Origin of the sequence: Mesorhizobium sp. M7A.F.Ca.US.014.04.1.1, from assembly GCF_003998745.1 — a bacterium.
GTDB lineage: Bacteria > Pseudomonadota > Alphaproteobacteria > Rhizobiales > Rhizobiaceae > Mesorhizobium > Mesorhizobium ciceri.
The window spans coordinates 1-17,453 of sequence record NZ_RZRW01000055.1 but is presented as its reverse complement, the minus strand read 5'-3'; the positions used below and the strand labels follow the sequence as shown (position 1 = coordinate 17,453).

Below are 17,453 nucleotides of genomic sequence, written 5' to 3'. Positions count from 1 at the left end.
TTGAGGGGGAGATGGCCGGCAGGCCAGAGGGGGGCGCCTTGGCTCGGCGCTGGCCATTGGAACGGCTCAAGCGCCTCATATCCCTCCGCATCAACCCCGGCATAAGCCCCGATGTCGAAATCCCGCGCACCATCATTCTCGAAACCCGACAGCGCGGCATGCTCGGCAAACACCGCCGCCGGCGACGCGTAGGAAAACGCCTCACCAAACCCCATCCGTTTGCCCAACTCGGCAATAATCCGCCAGTCAGGCAGCGCATCTCCGGGCACGCGCAAAAAAGCGCGCTGGCGCGACACACGGCGTTCGGAATTGGTGACGGTGCCATCCTTCTCGCCCCAGGCGGCGGCGGGCAGCCGGACATGGGCGTGGCGGACGGTATCGGTCCGGGCCAGCACGTCCGACACCACCACGAACGGGCACGCCTTGATCGCCGCTTCGACGGCATCGGCGTCCGGCATCGAATCGACCGGGTTGGTGGCCATGATCCACAGCGCTTTGATGTGCCCGTCGGCAACCGCCTTGAACATCTCGACTGCCTTCAGGCCGGGCTTTCCGGCAACGGCCGGCGCGTTCCAGAAGCGCTGCACGCGGTCGCGATGATCGGGGTTTTCGATCTCCATATGGGCAGCCAGCATGTTGGCCATGCCGCCGACCTCGCGCCCGCCCATGGCGTTGGGCTGGCCGGTCACCGAAAACGGCCCTGCCCCTGGCTTGCCGATGCGGCCGGTGGCCAAATGGCAGTTGATGATGGCATTGACCTTGTCGGTGCCCGAAGACGACTGGTTCACCCCTTGGCTGTAGACGGTCACGGTCTTGGAGGTCGCCGCGAACAGGCTGTAGAACCGGTCAAGCTCGTCCTCGCTCAGGCCCGTGGCAGCGGCGACGCCAGCCAGGTCCAGCGCGGAGGCGGCGAAAAGCGCTTGCCCGAAGCCCGTCGTGTGCGTCGTGATATAGGTGCGGTCGAGCGCATTGTGCTGGCCGAGGTAGGCGAGCAGCCCGGTGAACAAAGCGATGTCGCCATCCGGCGCGATCGCCAGATGCATATCGGCAATGTCAGCGGTCATGGTGCGACGCGGGTCGACCAGCACGATCTTCATCTCCGGCCGCTTTTCCCGGGCAGCCGCGATGCGCTGGTAGAGCACCGGATGGCACCAGGCGAGATTGGAGCCGACCAGCACGATCAGGTCGGCAAGCTCCAGATCGTCATAGGTTCCGGGCACGGTGTCGGAGCCGAAAGCGCGGCGGTGGCCGGCGACCGAAGAGGCCATGCACAGGCGCGAATTGGTGTCGATATTGGCGGAGCCGACAAAGCCCTTCATCAGCTTGTTGGCGACGTAGTAGTCCTCGGTCAGCAACTGGCCGGAGACATAGAAGGCGACCGCATCGGGCCCGTGCTCGGCAATGGTTTGCGAGAAGGTCGAGGCGACGAGGTCGAGCGCCTCGTCCCAGCCGGCGCGGCGGCCGTGGATCTCTGGATGAAGCAGCCTGCCGTCGAGATCGATGGTCTCGGCCAGTGCCGAGCCCTTGGAGCAGAGCCGGCCGAAATTGGCCGGGTGGTCGGGGTCGCCGCGCACGGACACTTGCCCGTCCGCGGCGACCTTCGCCAGCACGCCGCAGCCCACCCCGCAATAGGGGCAGGTGGTCCTCACCTCGCGCGCTTCATCGATCTCCATGGGGTCAGGCCGCGCGGCTGACCAGCGCTTCCAGCGCAATGAACAGATGCTCGCCTTCGATCCGCACCGGAATGGTGCGCACCGCGCCCTCGTCGGCGCCGAGCGCCTTGCCCGTTTCCAGCGAAATCACCCAATTGTGCAAGGGACAGGTCACCGCCGCGCCGTGCACGATGCCCTGGCTGAGCGGTCCGCCTCTGTGCGGGCAATGGTCGTCGATGGCGTAGACCTGATCGTCCTGGGTGCGGAAGACCGCGATTTTTCCTTCCGGCGTGGCGACGCAGCGCGCGCCGCGGCGAGGGATGTCGGAGAGAGAGCCTATCGATATCCAGTTCATGACGCTCACTCCGCCGCCTGCGCAAAACCGACCGAAGCCATTGGCCGGAATTCGTGCTTGTCCTTGCCGGAAACGCGTTCCGACCACGGGTCGACCTGGGCGAATTTCTGGCTGAAGACGAAGCGCTCGTAATAGGCCTTGCGCTTGTCGCCATCGTCCATGATCTGGCGCTTGATCTCGGGGATGCCGATGCGCTTGGCCCATTTGTAGATGCGCTCGAGGTAGCGGCCCTGCTCGCGGTACATCTGCGTCAGCGCCACGATATGCTCCAGCGCCTCGTCCTCGGTTCTGACCAGGCCGAGTACTTCGGTGCCCTTGATGTCGAGGCCGGCCGCGCCGGCAAAATGGATCTCGTAACCGGAGTCGACGCAGATCACGCCGACATCCTTGCAGGTCGCCTCGGCGCAATTCCTGGGGCAACCCGACACCGCCATCTTGACCTTGGCCGGCGTCCACGAGCCCCACATGAATTTTTCGATGCGGATGCCGAGGCCCGTCGAATCCTGCGTGCCGAAGCGGCACCAGTCCGAGCCGACGCAGGTCTTCACCGTGCGCAACCCCTTGGCATAGGCGTGGCCGGAGACGAAGCCGGCCTGGCCGAGATCGGCCCACACCGCCGGCAGGTCTTCCTTGCGGATGCCGAGCATGTCGATGCGCTGGCCGCCGGTGACCTTGACCATCGGGATTTCAAACTTGTCGACAACGTCGGCGATGGCGCGCAGTTCAGCGGCATTGGTCACCCCGCCCCACATGCGCGGCACCACCGAATAGGTGCCATCCTTCTGGATGTTGGCGTGGACGCGCTCGTTGATGAAGCGCGACTGGTAGTCGTCGGCGTAGTCGTCCGGCCAGTCGCAGACGAGATAGTAATTGAGCGCCGGCCGGCATTTGGCGCAGCCGCAGGAGGTCGTCCATTCCAGTTCCTGCATGACGGCGGGAATGGTCTTCAGGCGCTTGGCGATGATCAGCCGGCGGACCTCGTCATGACCGAGCGTCGTGCAGCCGCACATCGGCTGCACCGCCGCTGGATTGTATTTGTCGCCGATGGTCAGCACCATCAGCTTCTCGACCAGCCCGGTGCAGGAGCCGCAGGAGGCCGACGCCTTGGTGTGGGCGCGCACGTCGTCGAGCGAGGTCAGGCCCTTGGCCGTGATCGCGCCGGTGATCTTCCCCTTGCAAACGCCGTTGCAGCCGCAGATCTCCGCATCATCCGGCAAGGCTGCAACGGCCGCCATAGGGTCCAGCGGGGCACCCCCCTGGTAGGACTGGCCGAAGATGAGCGTATCGCGCATCTCCGATATGTCGGTCTGCTTTTTCTTGAGATCGTTGAACCAGGCGCCGTCCGCCGTCTCGCCATAGAGCACGGTGCCGATGATGCGGTCGTCCTTCAGCACAAGCCGCTTGTAGACGCCGGCCGCCGCATCGCGCAGCACGATCTCCTGGCGGTCCTCGCCCTCGGCGAAGTCGCCGAGCGAGAACAGGTCGATGCCGGTGACCTTGAGCTTGGTCGGCGTGTCCATATGGACGAAGGCCGCCGCTTCGTTGCCGGCAAGCTGGCTGGCTGTGACGCGCGCCATCTCGTAGAGCGGCGCGACGAGGCCATAGACCTGGCCGTTGACCTCGGCACATTCGCCGAGCGCGTAGATGTCGGGATCGTTGCTGCGCATGCCGGCATCGACGACGATGCCCCTGTTAACGGCGATGCCGGCCTGTTTGGCCAGCGCCGAATTCGGCCTGATGCCGACGGCCATCACCACAAGCGTTGCTGGGATAATGGTGCCGTCAGCAAGTTCCACCTGTCCGACCTTGCCGTTGCCGGTGATAGCCTGTGTGTTGGCCTTGGTGATGACCTTGATGCCGCGCTGCTCCACCGCACGCTGCAAGAGATAGCCGGCGGCCGGATCGAGCTGGCGCTCCATCAAGGTCGGCATGACATGCAGCACGGTGACGTCCATGCCTTGCGCGTTGAGGCCCGCCGCCGCCTCCAGACCCAGCAGGCCGCCGCCGATGACCACCGCCTTGGCCCGCGACTGGGCAGCGAGCATCATCGCCTGCACGTCGTCGAGATCGCGATAGGTCAGCACGCCCGGCAGGTCATGGCCCGGAACCGGAATGATGAACGGTACCGAGCCGGTGGCGATGACGAGCTTGTCGTAGGGCTCGGTGACGCCGTGATCCGAGGTGACGGTCTTCGCCGTCCGGTCGATGGCAACGATCTTGTGGCCCTTGTAGAGGGTGATGTTGTTGGCGATGTACCAGCCGTCGCCATGGATGATGATCTCCTCATAGGCCTTCTCGCCCGACAGCACCGGCGACAGCATGATGCGGTCGTAATTGACGCGCGGCTCGGCGTTGAAGATGGTGACGGTGTAGCGGCCCGGAGCCTGTTCCAGCAGGTGCTCCAGCATGCGCCCGGGGGCCATGCCATTGCCGATGATGACAAGTCTTTCGCTCATGGTGCTACTCCGCGGCTTCGACGAAGCGGTGGCGTTCGTAGAGGAACTTCAGAACCGCCTCGCGGCAGCGCAGGAAGGTCCGGTCGGAAGAGAGTTCGACGCGCCGGCGCGGCCGCGCCAGCGGCACGGCAAGCACTTCGCCGATGGTCGCCGCCGGACCGTTGGTCATCATGACGATGCGGTCGGAGAGCAGCACCGCCTCGTCGACGTCATGGGTGATCATGATCGTCGTCGAGCCGAGCCTGGAATGGATGTCCATCACCGCGTCCTGCAGATGGGCCCGCGTCAGCGCATCGAGCGCGCCGAACGGCTCGTCGAGCAGCAGGATCTTCGGCTCCATCGCCAGCGCCCGGGCGATGCCGACGCGCTGCTTCATGCCCCCGGAGATTTCCGCCGGGCGCTTGTCCTTGGCATGCGCCATCTGCACGAGGTCGAGATTGCGCATGATCCAGTCATGCCGCTCGACTTTGCTCTTCGAACGGCCGAAGACCTTCGACACCGCCAGGTTGATGTTTTCGTAGACGGTCAGCCACGGCAGCAGCGAGTGGTTCTGGAACACCACGGCGCGTTCCGGTCCAGGGCTGTCGACCTCCTTGTCCTCGAGCAGCACGGCGCCGGCCGACACCTTGGTCAGCCCGGCGATCAGATTGAGCAGGGTCGACTTGCCGCAGCCGGAATGGCCGATGATGGAGACGAATTCGCCCTTGTCGATGGTCAGCCTGATGTCCTTCAACACCTCGCTGACCTGGGCACCACGCGTGAAGGATTTGTCGATATGGTCGAGCTTCAGATAGGCCGTCATCGCCCCTCTCCTCACTTTGCCGTTGTGCCGCGGGTGACGAAGGCGCCGACCGCCGCGACCAGCCGGTCGAGGCAGAAGCCGGTGACGCCGATATAGGCGAGCGCGACGATGATGTCGGGCAGCCGCGACGAGTTCCACGCATCCCAGATGAAGAAGCCGATGCCGACGCCGCCAGTCAGCATTTCAGCGGCGACGATGGCGAGCCAGGACAGGCCGATGCCGATCCTCAAGCCGGTGAAGATGTAAGGCGCGGCGGCCGGCACCATGATCTTGACGAAGAATTCGAACTGGTTGAGCCGCAGGATGCGCGAGACGTTGCGGTAGTCCTCGGGAATGTTGCGCACGCCGACCGCGGTGTTGATGATGATTGGCCAGATCGAGGTGATGAAGATGACGAAGATCGCCGACGGGCTGGAATCACGGAACGCCGCCAGCGACAGCGGCAGCCAGGCCAGCGGCGGCACCGTGCGCAGGATCTGGAACACCGGGTCGAGGCCGCGCATCGCCCAGATCGACTGGCCGACCAGCGCACCGAGCGCGACGCCGACGACCGCCGCCAGGCCGAAGCCGACGGCGACGCGCTGCAGCGAGATCAGCACGCGCCAGGCCAGACCTATATCCTGCGGGCCATTGTCGAAGAACGGATGCGCTATCAGGTCGTAGGCCTCGTTCCACACCTGGGTCGGCGGCGGCAGGCTCGATGTCGGCGACGAACAGGCGATCTGCCAGACGACCAGCATCAGCGCGATGACGATGATGGGCGGCACCAGCGCGCTCGCCAGTTTGCCGGCGATGGCGAGCGGCTCGAAGCGGCGCCGTGCCTTGGCAGTGAAGGCGATGACCTCCGCCGGCTTGGCGGGAAAGGCCTTCACCTTGGTGTCCTCGATAGTCTGGATCGACATGTCTGGGGAAAACTCCTTGGGGGCAGGTAGTGATCGCAAGCGGCGCATGCGCGCCGCTTGCGATCAGGCTACGCCGATGCCTTGATCTTCAGGCTGTCGAGATAGGCGGACGGGTTGGCCGGATCGAAAATCTTGCCGTCGAAAAAGGTCTCGACGCCGCGCGACGACGACGCCGGAACGTCGGCTGCCGCGACGCCGAGATCCTTGGCCGCCTCGCGCCACAGATCCTCGCGGTTGACCTGGTCGACCAGCGCGTTGATGTCGGTGGTCGGCGCGAACTTGCCCCAGCGGATGTTCTCGGCAAGGAACCACGCATCATGGCTCTTGAACGGATAAGAGACGCCGCCCTTCCAGAACTTCATGGAGAGATCGGTGCCGTTGGCGACGCGGCCATTGCCATAGTTGATGTCGCCCTTGAGGCGGCCGATGATGTCGGCGACGGGCACGTTCATCCATTGCCGCTTGCCGATGATAGCGGCCATCTCGTCCTTGTTCTAGGTGGCCTCGCACCATTGCTGGGCTTCCATGACGGCCATCAGGATCGCCTTGGTGGCGTTCGGATATTTCTCGATGAATTCGGCGCGCAGGCCGAGCGCCTTTTCGGGATGGCCCTTCCACAATTCGCCTGTCGTGGCGGCGGTGAAGCCCACGCCCTGGTGGACGAGTTGCTCGTTCCACGGCTCGCCGACGCAGAACACGTCCATATTGCCGACCTTCATGTTGGCCACCATCTGCGGCGGCGGCACGACGATGGTCGAGACGTCCTTGTCGGGATCGATGCCGCCGGCGGCCAGCCAATAGCGCAGCCACAGATCATGCGTACCGCCCGGGAAGGTCATGGCGGCCTTGATTTCCTTGCCGGTCGCCTTCTTGGCAGCGAAGGCGTCTTTCAGCTTCGAGGCGTCGAGGCCGACACCGGTGCCGGCATATTCCTGGGCGACCGAAATGCCCTGGCAGTCGTAGTTGAGCCGAGCCACGATCGCCATCGGCATCGGCTGGTTGTTCTGCGTCACCTTGCCGGTGTGCATGAGGTAAGGCAGCGGTGTCAGGATATGAGCGCCGTCGATGCCGTTGGCCGCGCCGCCGAGCATCAGATTGTCGCGTGTCGCACCCCAGGAGGCCTGCTTGAGCACCTCGACATCGGGCATGCCGAACTTGGCGAACAGCCCCTTCTCCTTGGCGATCATCAGCGGGGCCGCATCGGTGAGGGCAATGAAGCCGAGCTTGGCGCCGGTGACCTCCGGAGTGGCGGTCGCGGCATAGGCGCCGGAAGGGAAGAGCTTGCGGGCCGCCACGAACAGGCCGGCCGTCATCGCGCTGCTGACCAGAAAATCGCGGCGCGTCATGTCCTTGAGGGTCGTTCCAGTCCTGATCCGTTTCGTCATCGTCGTCTCCGGTTGGGCGCGGCTTGAGATCCGCGTCGTCGATTGCGTGTTGATCAAAACAAAAAAGCCGCCAGCCAGGTCTTCGCGTCCGGGTGACCGGGAGCGCGCATGAACCTGAGCGGCAGCTTTGCCTGTGGCGCCCGCCATTGGACGCCTGTTCCGTGACCCGCAAAGGGCCTGTCTATTTCAAAGCAGGAACCGTGCCAGTTTTGAGAGAGGTGAAAAAGGCCAATGAAATCCGCAGCCTGCGCTGATCGCCGGCGCACTGAACCCTATGGCCGGAAGGCCAAAGATTGTTCATTAGGGCAATCGCGCGCACAATTTTTGTGCAATGCACAAGGATGGCGCGGAAATGATCAGGCCTGAATCTCGGCAGATTTCTGGCCGGTAATGTACGCATCGATCTCGTCAGGATCGAAGATCTGACCGTCGAAGAAACCGTCAGGACCGAGCACAAGGCCGGCGCCTGTCGCGCCGACCGCGGTGGCAATTTGGAGCGCACCCTCGACTTTCGAATTGGCGCCGGGAAGCGCGACGCCGAGCGGCTTCAGCGCCGAACGGTAGAGGTCGGGACGGTAGCAATCGCGGGCGATGGCAAGGCTTTCAGGCGTGTGCGCCACGTGCCCCCAGCGCACCATCTGCGTGTAGAACCACAGCGCATGGCTCTTCCACGGAAAGTTCGCCGCCTTGTCGAAGGGGAGGAAGAAGTCGTCGATGGTCCGCTCCGCACCGCCGCCCAGTTGGAGATGGCCGGTCAGGATCGGCATCTGCACGGTCGGCGGCAGGCCGAGGAAGCCGGCCTGCGCCATCACCCCGGCCAGTTCGCCATGGTTGGCCGGATCCTGGCACCAGCGCGCCGAGTGATGCAGCGCGCGCAGCAGCGCCGCCAAGGCCTCGGGGTTTTCATCTGCCCAAGCCTTGCGCACGCCGATCACCTTCTCCGGGCTGTTGCGCCATATCCGCGCCTTGACGGTGACGATGTGGCCGGTGCCGGCGGCCACCGTAGCGCTGTTCCAGGGTTCGCCGACGCAGTAGCCGTCGATGCGGCCGGCGGCCAGCGCATCGGCCATGAAGGGCGGCGGCACGATGACGATCTCAATCTCTTGGCTCGGATCGATGCCGCAGGCGGCGAGCCAGTAGCGCAATTCGTAATTGTGCCCGGAATGCGGATGCACCACGGCAAAGCGCAGCGGATCGCCACCGGCCGCAGCGCGCTCGCGAATGAGCGCGCCAAGTGCGGCACCGGCGCGCGCCGGGTCTAGGTCGGCCTCGGCGCCGTGTGCCGCCATACCGGCCCAAACGGCATTGGAGATGGTGACGCAATTGCCGCCGAGGCCGAGCGAGAACGGCACGATGGTTTCCGAGGCCAGCGGCGTCAGCCCGAGATTGCAGGCGAGCGGCATCGGTCCCAGCATATGCGCGAGATGGAAGTGGCCGATGGCGATGCGGTCGCGGATGTTGGCCCAGGATGTCTCGCGGTGCAGCTTCAGATCGATGCCTTCTTGCGCGGCGAAGCCAAGCTCGCCGGCCGCGACCAGCACGGCGCTGTCGAAAAGCGGCATGAAGCCGGCGGTGATCTGGTGCTCGGCAGTCATGCTCATTCGTCCTCCGCCGGTCCCAGCAGCCCCGCGGCAGTCACCAGGCTTTGGGCGATGTCGCCGATCTTGCGGTTCTGGTTCATCGCCGTCTTGCGCAGCAGCGTGTAGGCCGCCTCTTCGGAGAGGCCGCGCGATTTCATCAGGATGCCCTTGGCACGGTCGATCACCTTGCGGCTCTCGAGCTCGCCGCGAACCTCTTCCAGTTCGCGTGCCATGCGCGAAAAGGCGTTGAAGCGGCTGACCGCCATGTCGAGGATCGGCTTGACGCGCTCTTGCCGCAGACCGTCGACGACATAGGCCGAAACGCCGGCATCGACCGCCGCCTCGATCGAGGCCTGGTCGGAGCGGTCGACGAACATGGCGATCGGCCGTTTTACGGCACGCGACAGCTGGAACATGTTTTCCAGCATGTCGCGATTCGGGTTTTCGAGATCGATGACGATGACATCGGGCTCGATCTCGGCGATCCGCCGCGCAATGCCGGTCACATCATGGATGACGGTGACCCGCTCATGGCCGGCCTCGCGCAAACCCGCCTCGATGATCGCGGCGCGGATGCGGTTTTCATCGATCACCAGGACGGCGAGTGCGGTTCGAACCATGCCTGCATTGTGACTAAGCGAGGGAATTGTGCAATGCGGTATCGAGAGAGAGCGGTGCTCGCTACGCCTTGGCAGGCCTATAGAGGTGGACGCTGGAAATGGATAGCTGTGATTTTGGCGGCAGTAGGACCGACTGCGGCTAACGCATTCACTACGTCAATCGGTTTGAGACGACCGGAACAGCAACTGGAACCAAGGCAGAGATCAAGCAGCCTATGGCGCTGATCGCGTTGAGATTACAACGGCGGCAACGGCACCAGATCTGAGGACGAAAAATGATCGACAAGAAATCTGAGACTGAAGCTGAAAAAGAGATCTGTGAAGTCGTGGGCCGAATCGTACTCATGGCTTCACTCTTAGACAATCAGTTAAATGCCGTCTTGGTGGCAGCTCTATCTCTTGGCGGGAAGGCGCTGACACTCGCGGTTGTCGCTGCCCTGGACCCGGCCCGAAAAGTTGAAATCCTGAAGGCATTTGTCACGCAGATATCCAACGACGAATGGAAGAAGCCAGTCCTGCGTTACGCAGACGGCGTTGAAAAAGTAAACCGGGCTCGGAACCTCGCCGCCCACAGTATGGTTATCGACAGCGGTGGAGAACATGTTCTAGCGACCAATAGCGTTGCGAAATTATTGAAGGCTACTGATCGTAAAAGCCGAGCGATCAAACGTGTGCCGCTCAACACGCTGAGCAATGCTTCAGATCTCGCGCTGAAAGTCTATAAAGAGGGTGAGAGCGTTATCGCCAATTTTGGTCGAGTTGAGTTGGAGAGAAATCGACGGGGAGCAGCGGCGCAACGCTAGATCATTCGGAATCCAATTGTCTGCGGCTTCGTTGGATGCCAATCAGCCGATCATGAAAAGAGTCGCACTACCGATATCCTAGATCGGCCGAGGCTTATGTGCGTCGCGCCGACCGCTAAATAATCATGCCGGGAAATGAGCTTCTTTGATGAGTTGGAATATTCTCGCTGCGCTTCCGAACATCGTCGTCACAGACCCGATTGAGGGAGAACAATTCTCCATGATCGGCAGCGATGACGCGCGCCTGTCCGATAATTTTGCCCTGCAGCCAAATCTAAAAGCATTCTTCCGACGGTTTACAAACAGCCACGGAGTGAGGATTACGCCCGCAGCGCTCGTTGCGAGATCTGATACGCCCGCCGAGTTTCTCAACAGCGAAGCTGTCTCGGGTTTTCGAGATGCCGTTGCCGCGTCCATCATCCCATTTGCACGCGCTGCGGCCATAACTCATCGCAATTATTCCCGACCGATGTACTCTGACTCTTTCGATCTTTATCCTTGGATGGTCGATCGGAATGGCGAGCACCTCATCGCGAACACTCCGGCCGTAAGCGCACTTCATCAGATCAAAGGATTTAGGGGGCTTTCCTCGCCAGGACTTTCGGTCGTCCAGATTCGCGATTGGGACATTGATGAAGCGTTACTAAAAGTTTTGCTAGACTGGTGGAGGAAGAGATTTTCCGGCGGAACGCCACACTGGGAACAACTTGCGCTATTTCGCTCTCTGAACGCTGCTAATGCCGCAATGCAAATGCCGCAAAGCGCGGGCGCCACGATATATGACTGGGGCCGATCCCTGTCGCTTTGGATAAGCGCATTTGAGATACTCGTGCACCCTGGCCCTGGCGGTGAAGCCAACCGCGCGAAAGTATTTGCATTGATTGAACGCGGTGAATGGGAGCGTGAAGCAGTTCGCGAAAAAGTCCATGATGTGCGGTTGAGCAAAAAGAGCGTCGTAAGAAAAGCATTTCCCAGCTATCTGTATGCTCTCGCTTACCAAGCGAGAAACAATTTTCTCCATGGCGAGCCAGTTGGACGGGAGCACTTGGTTTTACCTTCCGGTCAGCCCGTTGGGTTTTTGGTCTCGGCGCTTTATCGAAACGCAATTGCGACATTTGTAGATCTGACAGCTACCGTAAGCATCGACGGAAAGGCGTCTGTTGGAGCAATCGCACAGGCAATATCTGAAATGTCCGACCGTCGAAGAGTTCCGCGCACTGTAGAAGATGCCTTCATTAAGGCCATGGCTCCTAAGCCGGAAACCGAAGACGACGATGAGTAGCGACAACAGCCATTCCCGCAGCTATGCACTTTAAAAGAACCTGCTGGTCGAGCACTGCAGCGGCGCTGAAATCCGCCCTTCACGCGATGACCCTGTCGCCTGCAGCGAACCGCAGGCGCCCTATTCCGCGGCCAACGCCGTGACCTCGCGGCGGAAGGGCAGTGCGTCGCCGATATCGGCTTCATCCAGCTCGCGCGCGAAGCGGTGACCGGCATAGGTTGCCCAGGCGATCGGACCCGGCGCCTCGGCGTCGCCGATGATTTTGATCGAGCGGATTCCGCTGTCGGCCCATTCGTCCCGCCGCGCCTTCAATTCCTGCCAGACACTATCGTCCTGGTGGCGTGACGTGACCAGCACCACGGCGTCCGCGGCGATGTCAAATTGGCTGCCCGTATAGGCGCACGCCGTGGCAACACCGCCCGGCACGATGCGCGTCACAGTCCGGTTCAGCACGATCTCGACGCCGAGTTCGGCCAGCCGGCGATGGACGGCGCCCTGCTCCAGCGTGTTGCGGGTCCAGTCGGATACATAGGCCGACGGCGTCACCAGCGTCACCTTCGCGCCCTGGCGCGCCATCAGCTCGGCCAGAACGCCACCCATGTAGTAGTGGTCGTCGTCGAACAGCACGACACTGCCGGTCGGCACAGTGCCGGCCATCAGATCGTCCGGCGTGTAGACCGGCATGGCCGGGTCGATCGGCATCGGCACGACATGCGCGCGCGCCACGCCGTCTCGGCGCCATGTCGAGCCGGTGGCAAGCGCAATGTTCTGAAAGCCGAAGTCCAGTATCTCCTGCGCCGACAATCGGCTTTCGAAATAGACGTCGACATTGGACATCTGGCTGATCTGGTACTGGCGGTAGTCGCGCACGCGTCCCCATGCCGAGAGACCAGGCAAGCGGCACTCGCGCGCCACGCGGCCGCCAAGTTCGGTGCCGGCCTCGGCGATGGCCACCTGATAGCCGCGCAGGCCGAGCGCACGCGCCGCCTCCAGCCCGGCCGGGCCGGCGCCGACGATCAGCACGCTGTCGCTATCGCCCTTGGCCTGCATGCGTTCGGGATGCCAGCCCTTGCGCCATTCCTCCATGAAGGTCGGGTTCTGCGTGCAGCGCGAGATCGACATGGTCATGTCGCCGGTGATGCAGATGTTGCAGCCGATGCATTCGCGAATGTCCTCGATGCGCCCCTCCTCCACCTTCTTCGGCAGGAAGGGATCGGCAATCGATGGGCGCGCGCAGCCGATGAAATCCAGCGTGCCGGACTTGATCATCTTCACCATCACATCCGGCGAGGTGAAGCGACCGACGCCTACGACCGGCTTCGAGGTCAGTTTCTTGATGCCGGACACCAGGCTCTCCTGCGCGCCCTCCTCCTTGAACCGCGACGGCCCGGAGCAGTCCTCCCAGGCGCCATGCGCCAGGTCCCAGAGGTCGGGCAGATCGGCATGCATCTCGATCATGTCGCGCACTTCGGAATTGGCGAAGCCGAGCTCACCGATCATCTCGTCCAGCGACAGCCGCAGCGTCAGGCCGCACGTGTCGCCGATAGCGTCCCTGCCCTCTTCGATCAGCTCACGCATCAGCCGCGAGCGGTTCTCCAGCGAGCCGCCATATTCGTCGCTGCGCTGGTTGGTGGCCGTGGACAGGAAGTGCTGGATGATGCCGAAGCCATGCGCGCCGTAGAGGCACACCAAATCGAAGCCCGCGAGCCTCGCCCGTTTGAAGGCATTGCGATGCCAGCGGCGCAGGTCGCGAATATCCTGCTTGTCCATGGCGCGCGCCTGCACCGGATCGTTGGTGAAGGTGCGGATCGGCAGGGCCGACGGCCCGCGCGGCACTTCCTTGGTGTAGAGGTTCGGCCCGTTGATGCCTGAGTAGGCCAGCTGGATGCCGGCCAGCGCGCCATGCTGGTGCATTGCCTTGGCCATCTTCGCCAGCGCCGGAATATCGGCATCGTCCCACAGCCTGAGCTCGATGAAGGGCGTGATCTCCGATGTGTGGTGCATCTCGGTTTGCTCGGTGAAGATGACGCCCCAGCCGCCTTCCGACTTGGTGCGGCGCATCTCGGCCGCGGCCGAAGGGTCGCGATAGCCGCCGCCATTGCAATGCGGCACCTGATAGAAGCGGTTCTTGGCGGTCACCGGACCGATCTTCACGGGCTCAAACAGAATATCATAACGCGGATCGCGCATGGAACGTGCCTTCCTGCCAGCGTCGCCCTGCAGCACGCCCGATCATGGTTTCGAGGCGTGACGCAAGCCGGCCAGCCCAGTGGGTTGATGCCGTGAGACCATTCATAAGTTGCGGCAAGCGCCGGAAAACAACAGATTTCTTCTGTGCCGGTTAGGCCGCGCCTAATCGCACACATCCGGATTAGCATCCGCTGAATCCCGACTGAGCCAAATGCGACTTCAAGGCCCCGGCCACGCGATGCTAGAAGTACCGACGGCCAATGAGACACAAGACGCATGGACAGCATCCAGATCCTCGAAAAGCTGCTCGCATTCCCGACGGTGAGCCGCGACTCGAACCTCGCCCTCGTCAACTACGTGGCGGACCTGCTAGACGCACACGGCACTGCCAGCCAGATCATCCACAGCGAGGACGGCCACAAGGCCAACCTCTTTGCCACCATCGGACCGACTGATGCTTCCGGCATCATGCTGTCCGGTCACACCGACGTCGTTCCCGTCGACGGCCAGGCCTGGACGCTGCCGCCCTTCGAGATGACGAACCGTGACGGCAAGCTTTACGGACGCGGCGCGGCCGACATGAAGGGTTTTGTGGCCTGCGCGCTCGCCGCGTGCCTCAAGGCCGCGAAAATGACGCTGAAGACGCCTCTGCACCTGGCACTCTCCTACGACGAGGAGATCGGCTGCATCGGTGTGCGCAGCCTGGTCGACATGCTGCAAGCGGCCCCGCATCGGCCGCTGCTATGCATTGTCGGCGAGCCGACCGATATGCAGGTGGCGACGGGGCACAAGGGCAAGCTTGCCGCACGCGCGCTTTGCAAGGGGCGCGAAGGCCATTCGGCGCTGGCCCCGCTGGCGCTCAACGCCATCCATCTCGGCTGCGACTTCGTCGCCGCCTTGCGCCGCGAACAGGACCGGCTGGTGCGCGATGGCGCCCGCGACGGCGACTACGACATCTCATACACGACCGTCCATGTCGGCAAGATCAACGCAGGCGTGGCGCTGAACATCGTGCCGAACCTTTGCCAGGTCGACTTCGAGATCCGCAATGTCGCAGCCGACGACCCGCACGAGATTCTCGACCGCCTGCGCAAGGAGGCTGCTCATATTGCTTCCGAAGCCTCGACCATCGCGCCCGAGGCAGCAATCGACATCGACATCACCAACACCTATCCCGGCCTGGACACGCCAGCCAGTTCGCAAGCCGTCGCCTTCGTCAAATCGCTGACCGGCGCCAACAATACCATCAAGATGGCCTTCGGCACGGAAGGCGGCCTGTTCAGCCGCGATCTCGGCACGCCGACGGTCGTGTGCGGACCGGGGTCGATGGCGCAAGGGCACAAGCCGGACGAATTCGTCAGCGTCGAGCAGATGCGCCGCTGCGACAACATGCTGGAAAAATTGCTGAAGCGGCTTGCCGACCAGCAACTGGCGTAAGCGGGCGCTACTTCTGCGGAAGCGCTGCCTGGCCGACGGCCCGCTCGGCGCCGAACACACCTTGCTCGACGACAAAATGCCGGCAGTGGTCGATGAACGCCTGGGCGGATTGCGTACGATGTTCGGAATTGGGCAAGGCGACGCCCATGGTCAGCGGCCGCAGGTCACCGTCCAACGGCACGAAGACGAGCGGCTTGCCGTCCGGCGCCAGCGTGTTGAGCGGCCGCATGTTGGCGATGCCGTAGCCGAAGCCGTTGGCCACCATGGAGCGCATGACCGCAATGTCGCCGGTGCGCTCGGCAATGTTGGGCCGGATCCCTCGCTGGTGGAATGCCGACAGGAAATATTCGCGGCTGTACGGCAGGTCGAGCAGCACCATCGGCTCGTCGGCCAGTTCCTCCGTCGTGATCGACGCCTTGGCCGCGAAACGATGGCCCGCCGGCAGCATGACATAGGCCGGCACCAACATCAGCGGCTCGAAGGTCATATCCTGCGACAGTTCGAGATCGTAGGTCAGGGCAAGGTCGATTTCACCGCGCTGCAGCATCTCAAGCAATTGCCCCTGATTGCGCTCGAACTGGCGCACGCGCACATCGGGATAAGCACGCTCGAACCGCATGCGCAGCGCCGGCAGCACGATCTGCGCAAAGGTCAGCAGGCATCCCACCGCCAGCGGGCCGCGCACCTTCTCGGCAAAATCGCCGGCGACGTCATGCAAGGCATCGGCATCATTGAGCAGCCGGGCGGCTTCCTTGAGGAAGATGCGGCCACCGGCGGTGAGCGAGAGGCCGTGCGAATGCTTGCGGACAAAAAGCTGGACGCCGAACTCGGTTTCCAACTGCGCGATCGAGGCCGAAATCGATGGCGGCGACACATTGACCTGCTCGGCCGCCTTGGCGATGGAGCCGGCTTCGCCCACGGCAACGAAATATTCCAGCTGTCTGAGCGTGAAGCGTAGCGGCATGGCTGGCTATGTTGCCGGTTTGAGGGCTTCGATCAAGCCTAATGCATGTCGCGCAAAAGTGGCCCCGGTTTTGCGCAAACGACATGCATGGAGCAAAGGCCTAAAGCGCATCACTTGAATCCGTTCGATCGCGATGCGCTCTAGGCGCCCATCAATATTTGATCCATGTCGTTTTGAGCGCGGTGTACTTGTCGAGCGCATGCAGCGACAGGTCGCGGCCGAAGCCGGATTGCTTGAAACCACCGAACGGCGTCATCGGGCTCAGAGCGTCGACCTTGTTGACGGAAACTGTGCCGGCCTGCAGCCGCCCGGCGATGCGGTGCGCGCGCGACAGGCTGTCGGTCCACAGCGATGCGGCGAGCCCGTAGGGGCTGTCATTAGCGATGCGGATCGCGTCGGCCTCGTCATCGAAGGCAATGACCGAAAGCACCGGCCCGAAGATCTCGTCGCGGGCAATCGGATCGGCAGGCGTGACATCGTCGAAAATGGTGGGCTGGACAAAGCTGCCGCGCCCATTGACCGTGACCATGTCGCCGCCCGCGACCAGGCGCGCGGTCTTTTTACCGGCCTCGACGAAGCGCATGACATTGGCGGCGTGGCGACTATCGACCATCGCGCCCATTTTCGAAATCGGATCGAGCGGATCGCCGGGCTGCGTGGCCGCCGCACGCTGCACCAGTTTCTCCACCAAGGCATCCTTGATGCCGCGCTGGACGAGCAGGCGTGAATTGGCGGAACAGACCTCGCCCTGGTTGAAGAAGATGCCGAAGGCCGCCATATCGGCCACCACATCGAGATCCCCGCAGTCGGCAAAGACGAGGTTGGGGCTCTTGCCGCCGGTCTCCAGCCAGACCTGCTTCATGTTCGACTGCCCGGAGTACTGCAGGAACATCTTGCCCACCGCGGTCGAACCGGTGAAGGCGAGGCAATCCACATCCATATGGCGGCCAAGCGCCTGGCCGGCGGTTTCGCCAAGGCCGGGCACAACATTGAGCACGCCGGCAGGCAGGCCCGCCTCCATCGCC

The 17,453-nt window shown here is 63.1% G+C and carries 13 protein-coding genes and 1 pseudogene; 3 read left to right on the top strand and 11 right to left on the bottom strand.

Annotation, left to right across the window (positions count from 1 at the left end; translation table 11 throughout):
* From EOA22_RS06080 to EOA22_RS06045, 8 genes and pseudogenes are all read right to left on the bottom strand, one after another.
* A partial coding sequence (locus EOA22_RS06080; RefSeq protein WP_164755274.1) for a molybdopterin-dependent oxidoreductase occupies positions 1–1,673 on the bottom strand: 1,673 nt, incomplete at its 3' end.
* 4 nt (positions 1,674–1,677) lie between these two features.
* Positions 1,678–2,007, bottom strand: coding sequence for a nitrite reductase small subunit NirD (gene nirD / locus EOA22_RS06075; RefSeq protein ID WP_063168698.1), 330 nt, complete (start codon positions 2,005–2,007; stop codon positions 1,678–1,680).
* Between the two features lie 5 nt (positions 2,008–2,012).
* A complete protein-coding gene (nirB, locus tag EOA22_RS06070; RefSeq protein WP_024503965.1) occupies positions 2,013–4,463 on the bottom strand; it encodes a nitrite reductase large subunit NirB in 2,451 nt (816 codons plus the stop codon).
* A 4-nt stretch (positions 4,464–4,467) separates the two neighbouring features.
* The gene (locus EOA22_RS06065) at positions 4,468–5,265 is read right to left on the bottom strand and encodes an ABC transporter ATP-binding protein (protein ID WP_013530459.1); all 798 of its coding nucleotides are present in this window, start codon (positions 5,263–5,265) and stop codon (positions 4,468–4,470) included.
* A gap of 11 nt (positions 5,266–5,276) precedes the next feature.
* Complete coding sequence (gene ntrB / locus EOA22_RS06060; RefSeq protein ID WP_013530458.1) at positions 5,277–6,167, bottom strand: nitrate ABC transporter permease; 891 nt, start codon at positions 6,165–6,167, stop codon at positions 5,277–5,279.
* A 68-nt stretch (positions 6,168–6,235) separates the two neighbouring features.
* Positions 6,236–7,552, bottom strand: a pseudogene (locus EOA22_RS06055) (CmpA/NrtA family ABC transporter substrate-binding protein).
* Positions 7,553–7,908: 356 nt separating this feature from the next.
* Positions 7,909–9,147, bottom strand: a complete 1,239-nt coding sequence (locus EOA22_RS06050) for a CmpA/NrtA family ABC transporter substrate-binding protein (protein WP_063170300.1) — start codon at positions 9,145–9,147, stop codon at positions 7,909–7,911.
* A gap of 2 nt (positions 9,148–9,149) precedes the next feature.
* Positions 9,150–9,752: an ANTAR domain-containing response regulator gene (locus EOA22_RS06045; protein ID WP_013530455.1), complete on the bottom strand. Its 603-nt coding sequence runs from the start codon at positions 9,750–9,752 to the stop codon at positions 9,150–9,152.
* Positions 9,753–10,027: 275 nt separating this feature from the next.
* Here EOA22_RS06045 and EOA22_RS06040 point away from each other — a divergent pair, with 275 nt between their 5' ends.
* Positions 10,028–10,555 carry a hypothetical protein gene (locus tag EOA22_RS06040; RefSeq protein WP_063168699.1) on the top strand — a complete coding sequence of 176 codons (528 nt, stop codon included), beginning with the start codon at positions 10,028–10,030 and terminating at the stop codon, positions 10,553–10,555.
* 148 nt (positions 10,556–10,703) lie between these two features.
* The gene (locus EOA22_RS06035) at positions 10,704–11,837 is read left to right on the top strand and encodes a hypothetical protein (RefSeq protein WP_063168700.1); all 1,134 of its coding nucleotides are present in this window, start codon (positions 10,704–10,706) and stop codon (positions 11,835–11,837) included.
* Between the two features lie 120 nt (positions 11,838–11,957).
* On the opposite strand, the gene EOA22_RS06030 is transcribed toward EOA22_RS06035, so the two are convergent.
* The gene (locus tag EOA22_RS06030; RefSeq protein WP_063168701.1) at positions 11,958–14,027 is read right to left on the bottom strand and encodes an NAD(P)-binding protein; all 2,070 of its coding nucleotides are present in this window, start codon (positions 14,025–14,027) and stop codon (positions 11,958–11,960) included.
* Positions 14,028–14,303: 276 nt separating this feature from the next.
* On the opposite strand from EOA22_RS06030, the gene argE reads away from it, so the two are divergent.
* Positions 14,304–15,464, top strand: coding sequence for an acetylornithine deacetylase (gene argE, locus EOA22_RS06025; protein ID WP_063168702.1), 1,161 nt, complete (start codon positions 14,304–14,306; stop codon positions 15,462–15,464).
* A gap of 7 nt (positions 15,465–15,471) precedes the next feature.
* Here argE and EOA22_RS06020 read toward each other — a convergent pair whose 3' ends face one another.
* Positions 15,472–16,428, bottom strand: a complete 957-nt coding sequence (locus EOA22_RS06020) for a LysR family transcriptional regulator (protein WP_063168703.1) — start codon at positions 16,426–16,428, stop codon at positions 15,472–15,474.
* 151 nt (positions 16,429–16,579) lie between these two features.
* A partial coding sequence (locus tag EOA22_RS06015) for an aldehyde dehydrogenase family protein (protein ID WP_127389879.1) occupies positions 16,580–17,453 on the bottom strand: 874 nt, incomplete at its 5' end.

Excerpts from the sequence above, each read along its gene's own strand:
- nirD (WP_063168698.1), bottom strand. The coding sequence starts at position 2,007 with ATGAACTGGATATCGATAGGCTCTCTCTCCGACATCCCTCGCCGCGGC.
- nirB (WP_024503965.1), bottom strand. The coding sequence starts at position 4,463 with ATGAGCGAAAGACTTGTCATCATCGGCAATGGCATGGCCCCCGGGCGC.
- EOA22_RS06065 (WP_013530459.1), bottom strand. The coding sequence starts at position 5,265 with ATGACGGCCTATCTGAAGCTCGACCATATCGACAAATCCTTCACGCGT.
- ntrB (WP_013530458.1), bottom strand. The coding sequence starts at position 6,167 with ATGTCGATCCAGACTATCGAGGACACCAAGGTGAAGGCCTTTCCCGCC.
- EOA22_RS06050 (WP_063170300.1), bottom strand. The coding sequence starts at position 9,147 with ATGACTGCCGAGCACCAGATCACCGCCGGCTTCATGCCGCTTTTCGAC.
- EOA22_RS06045 (WP_013530455.1), bottom strand. The coding sequence starts at position 9,752 with ATGGTTCGAACCGCACTCGCCGTCCTGGTGATCGATGAAAACCGCATC.
- EOA22_RS06040 (WP_063168699.1), top strand. The coding sequence starts at position 10,028 with ATGATCGACAAGAAATCTGAGACTGAAGCTGAAAAAGAGATCTGTGAA.
- EOA22_RS06035 (WP_063168700.1), top strand. The coding sequence starts at position 10,704 with ATGAGTTGGAATATTCTCGCTGCGCTTCCGAACATCGTCGTCACAGAC.
- EOA22_RS06030 (WP_063168701.1), bottom strand. The coding sequence starts at position 14,027 with ATGCGCGATCCGCGTTATGATATTCTGTTTGAGCCCGTGAAGATCGGT.
- argE (WP_063168702.1), top strand. The coding sequence starts at position 14,304 with ATGGACAGCATCCAGATCCTCGAAAAGCTGCTCGCATTCCCGACGGTG.
- EOA22_RS06020 (WP_063168703.1), bottom strand. The coding sequence starts at position 16,428 with ATGCCGCTACGCTTCACGCTCAGACAGCTGGAATATTTCGTTGCCGTG.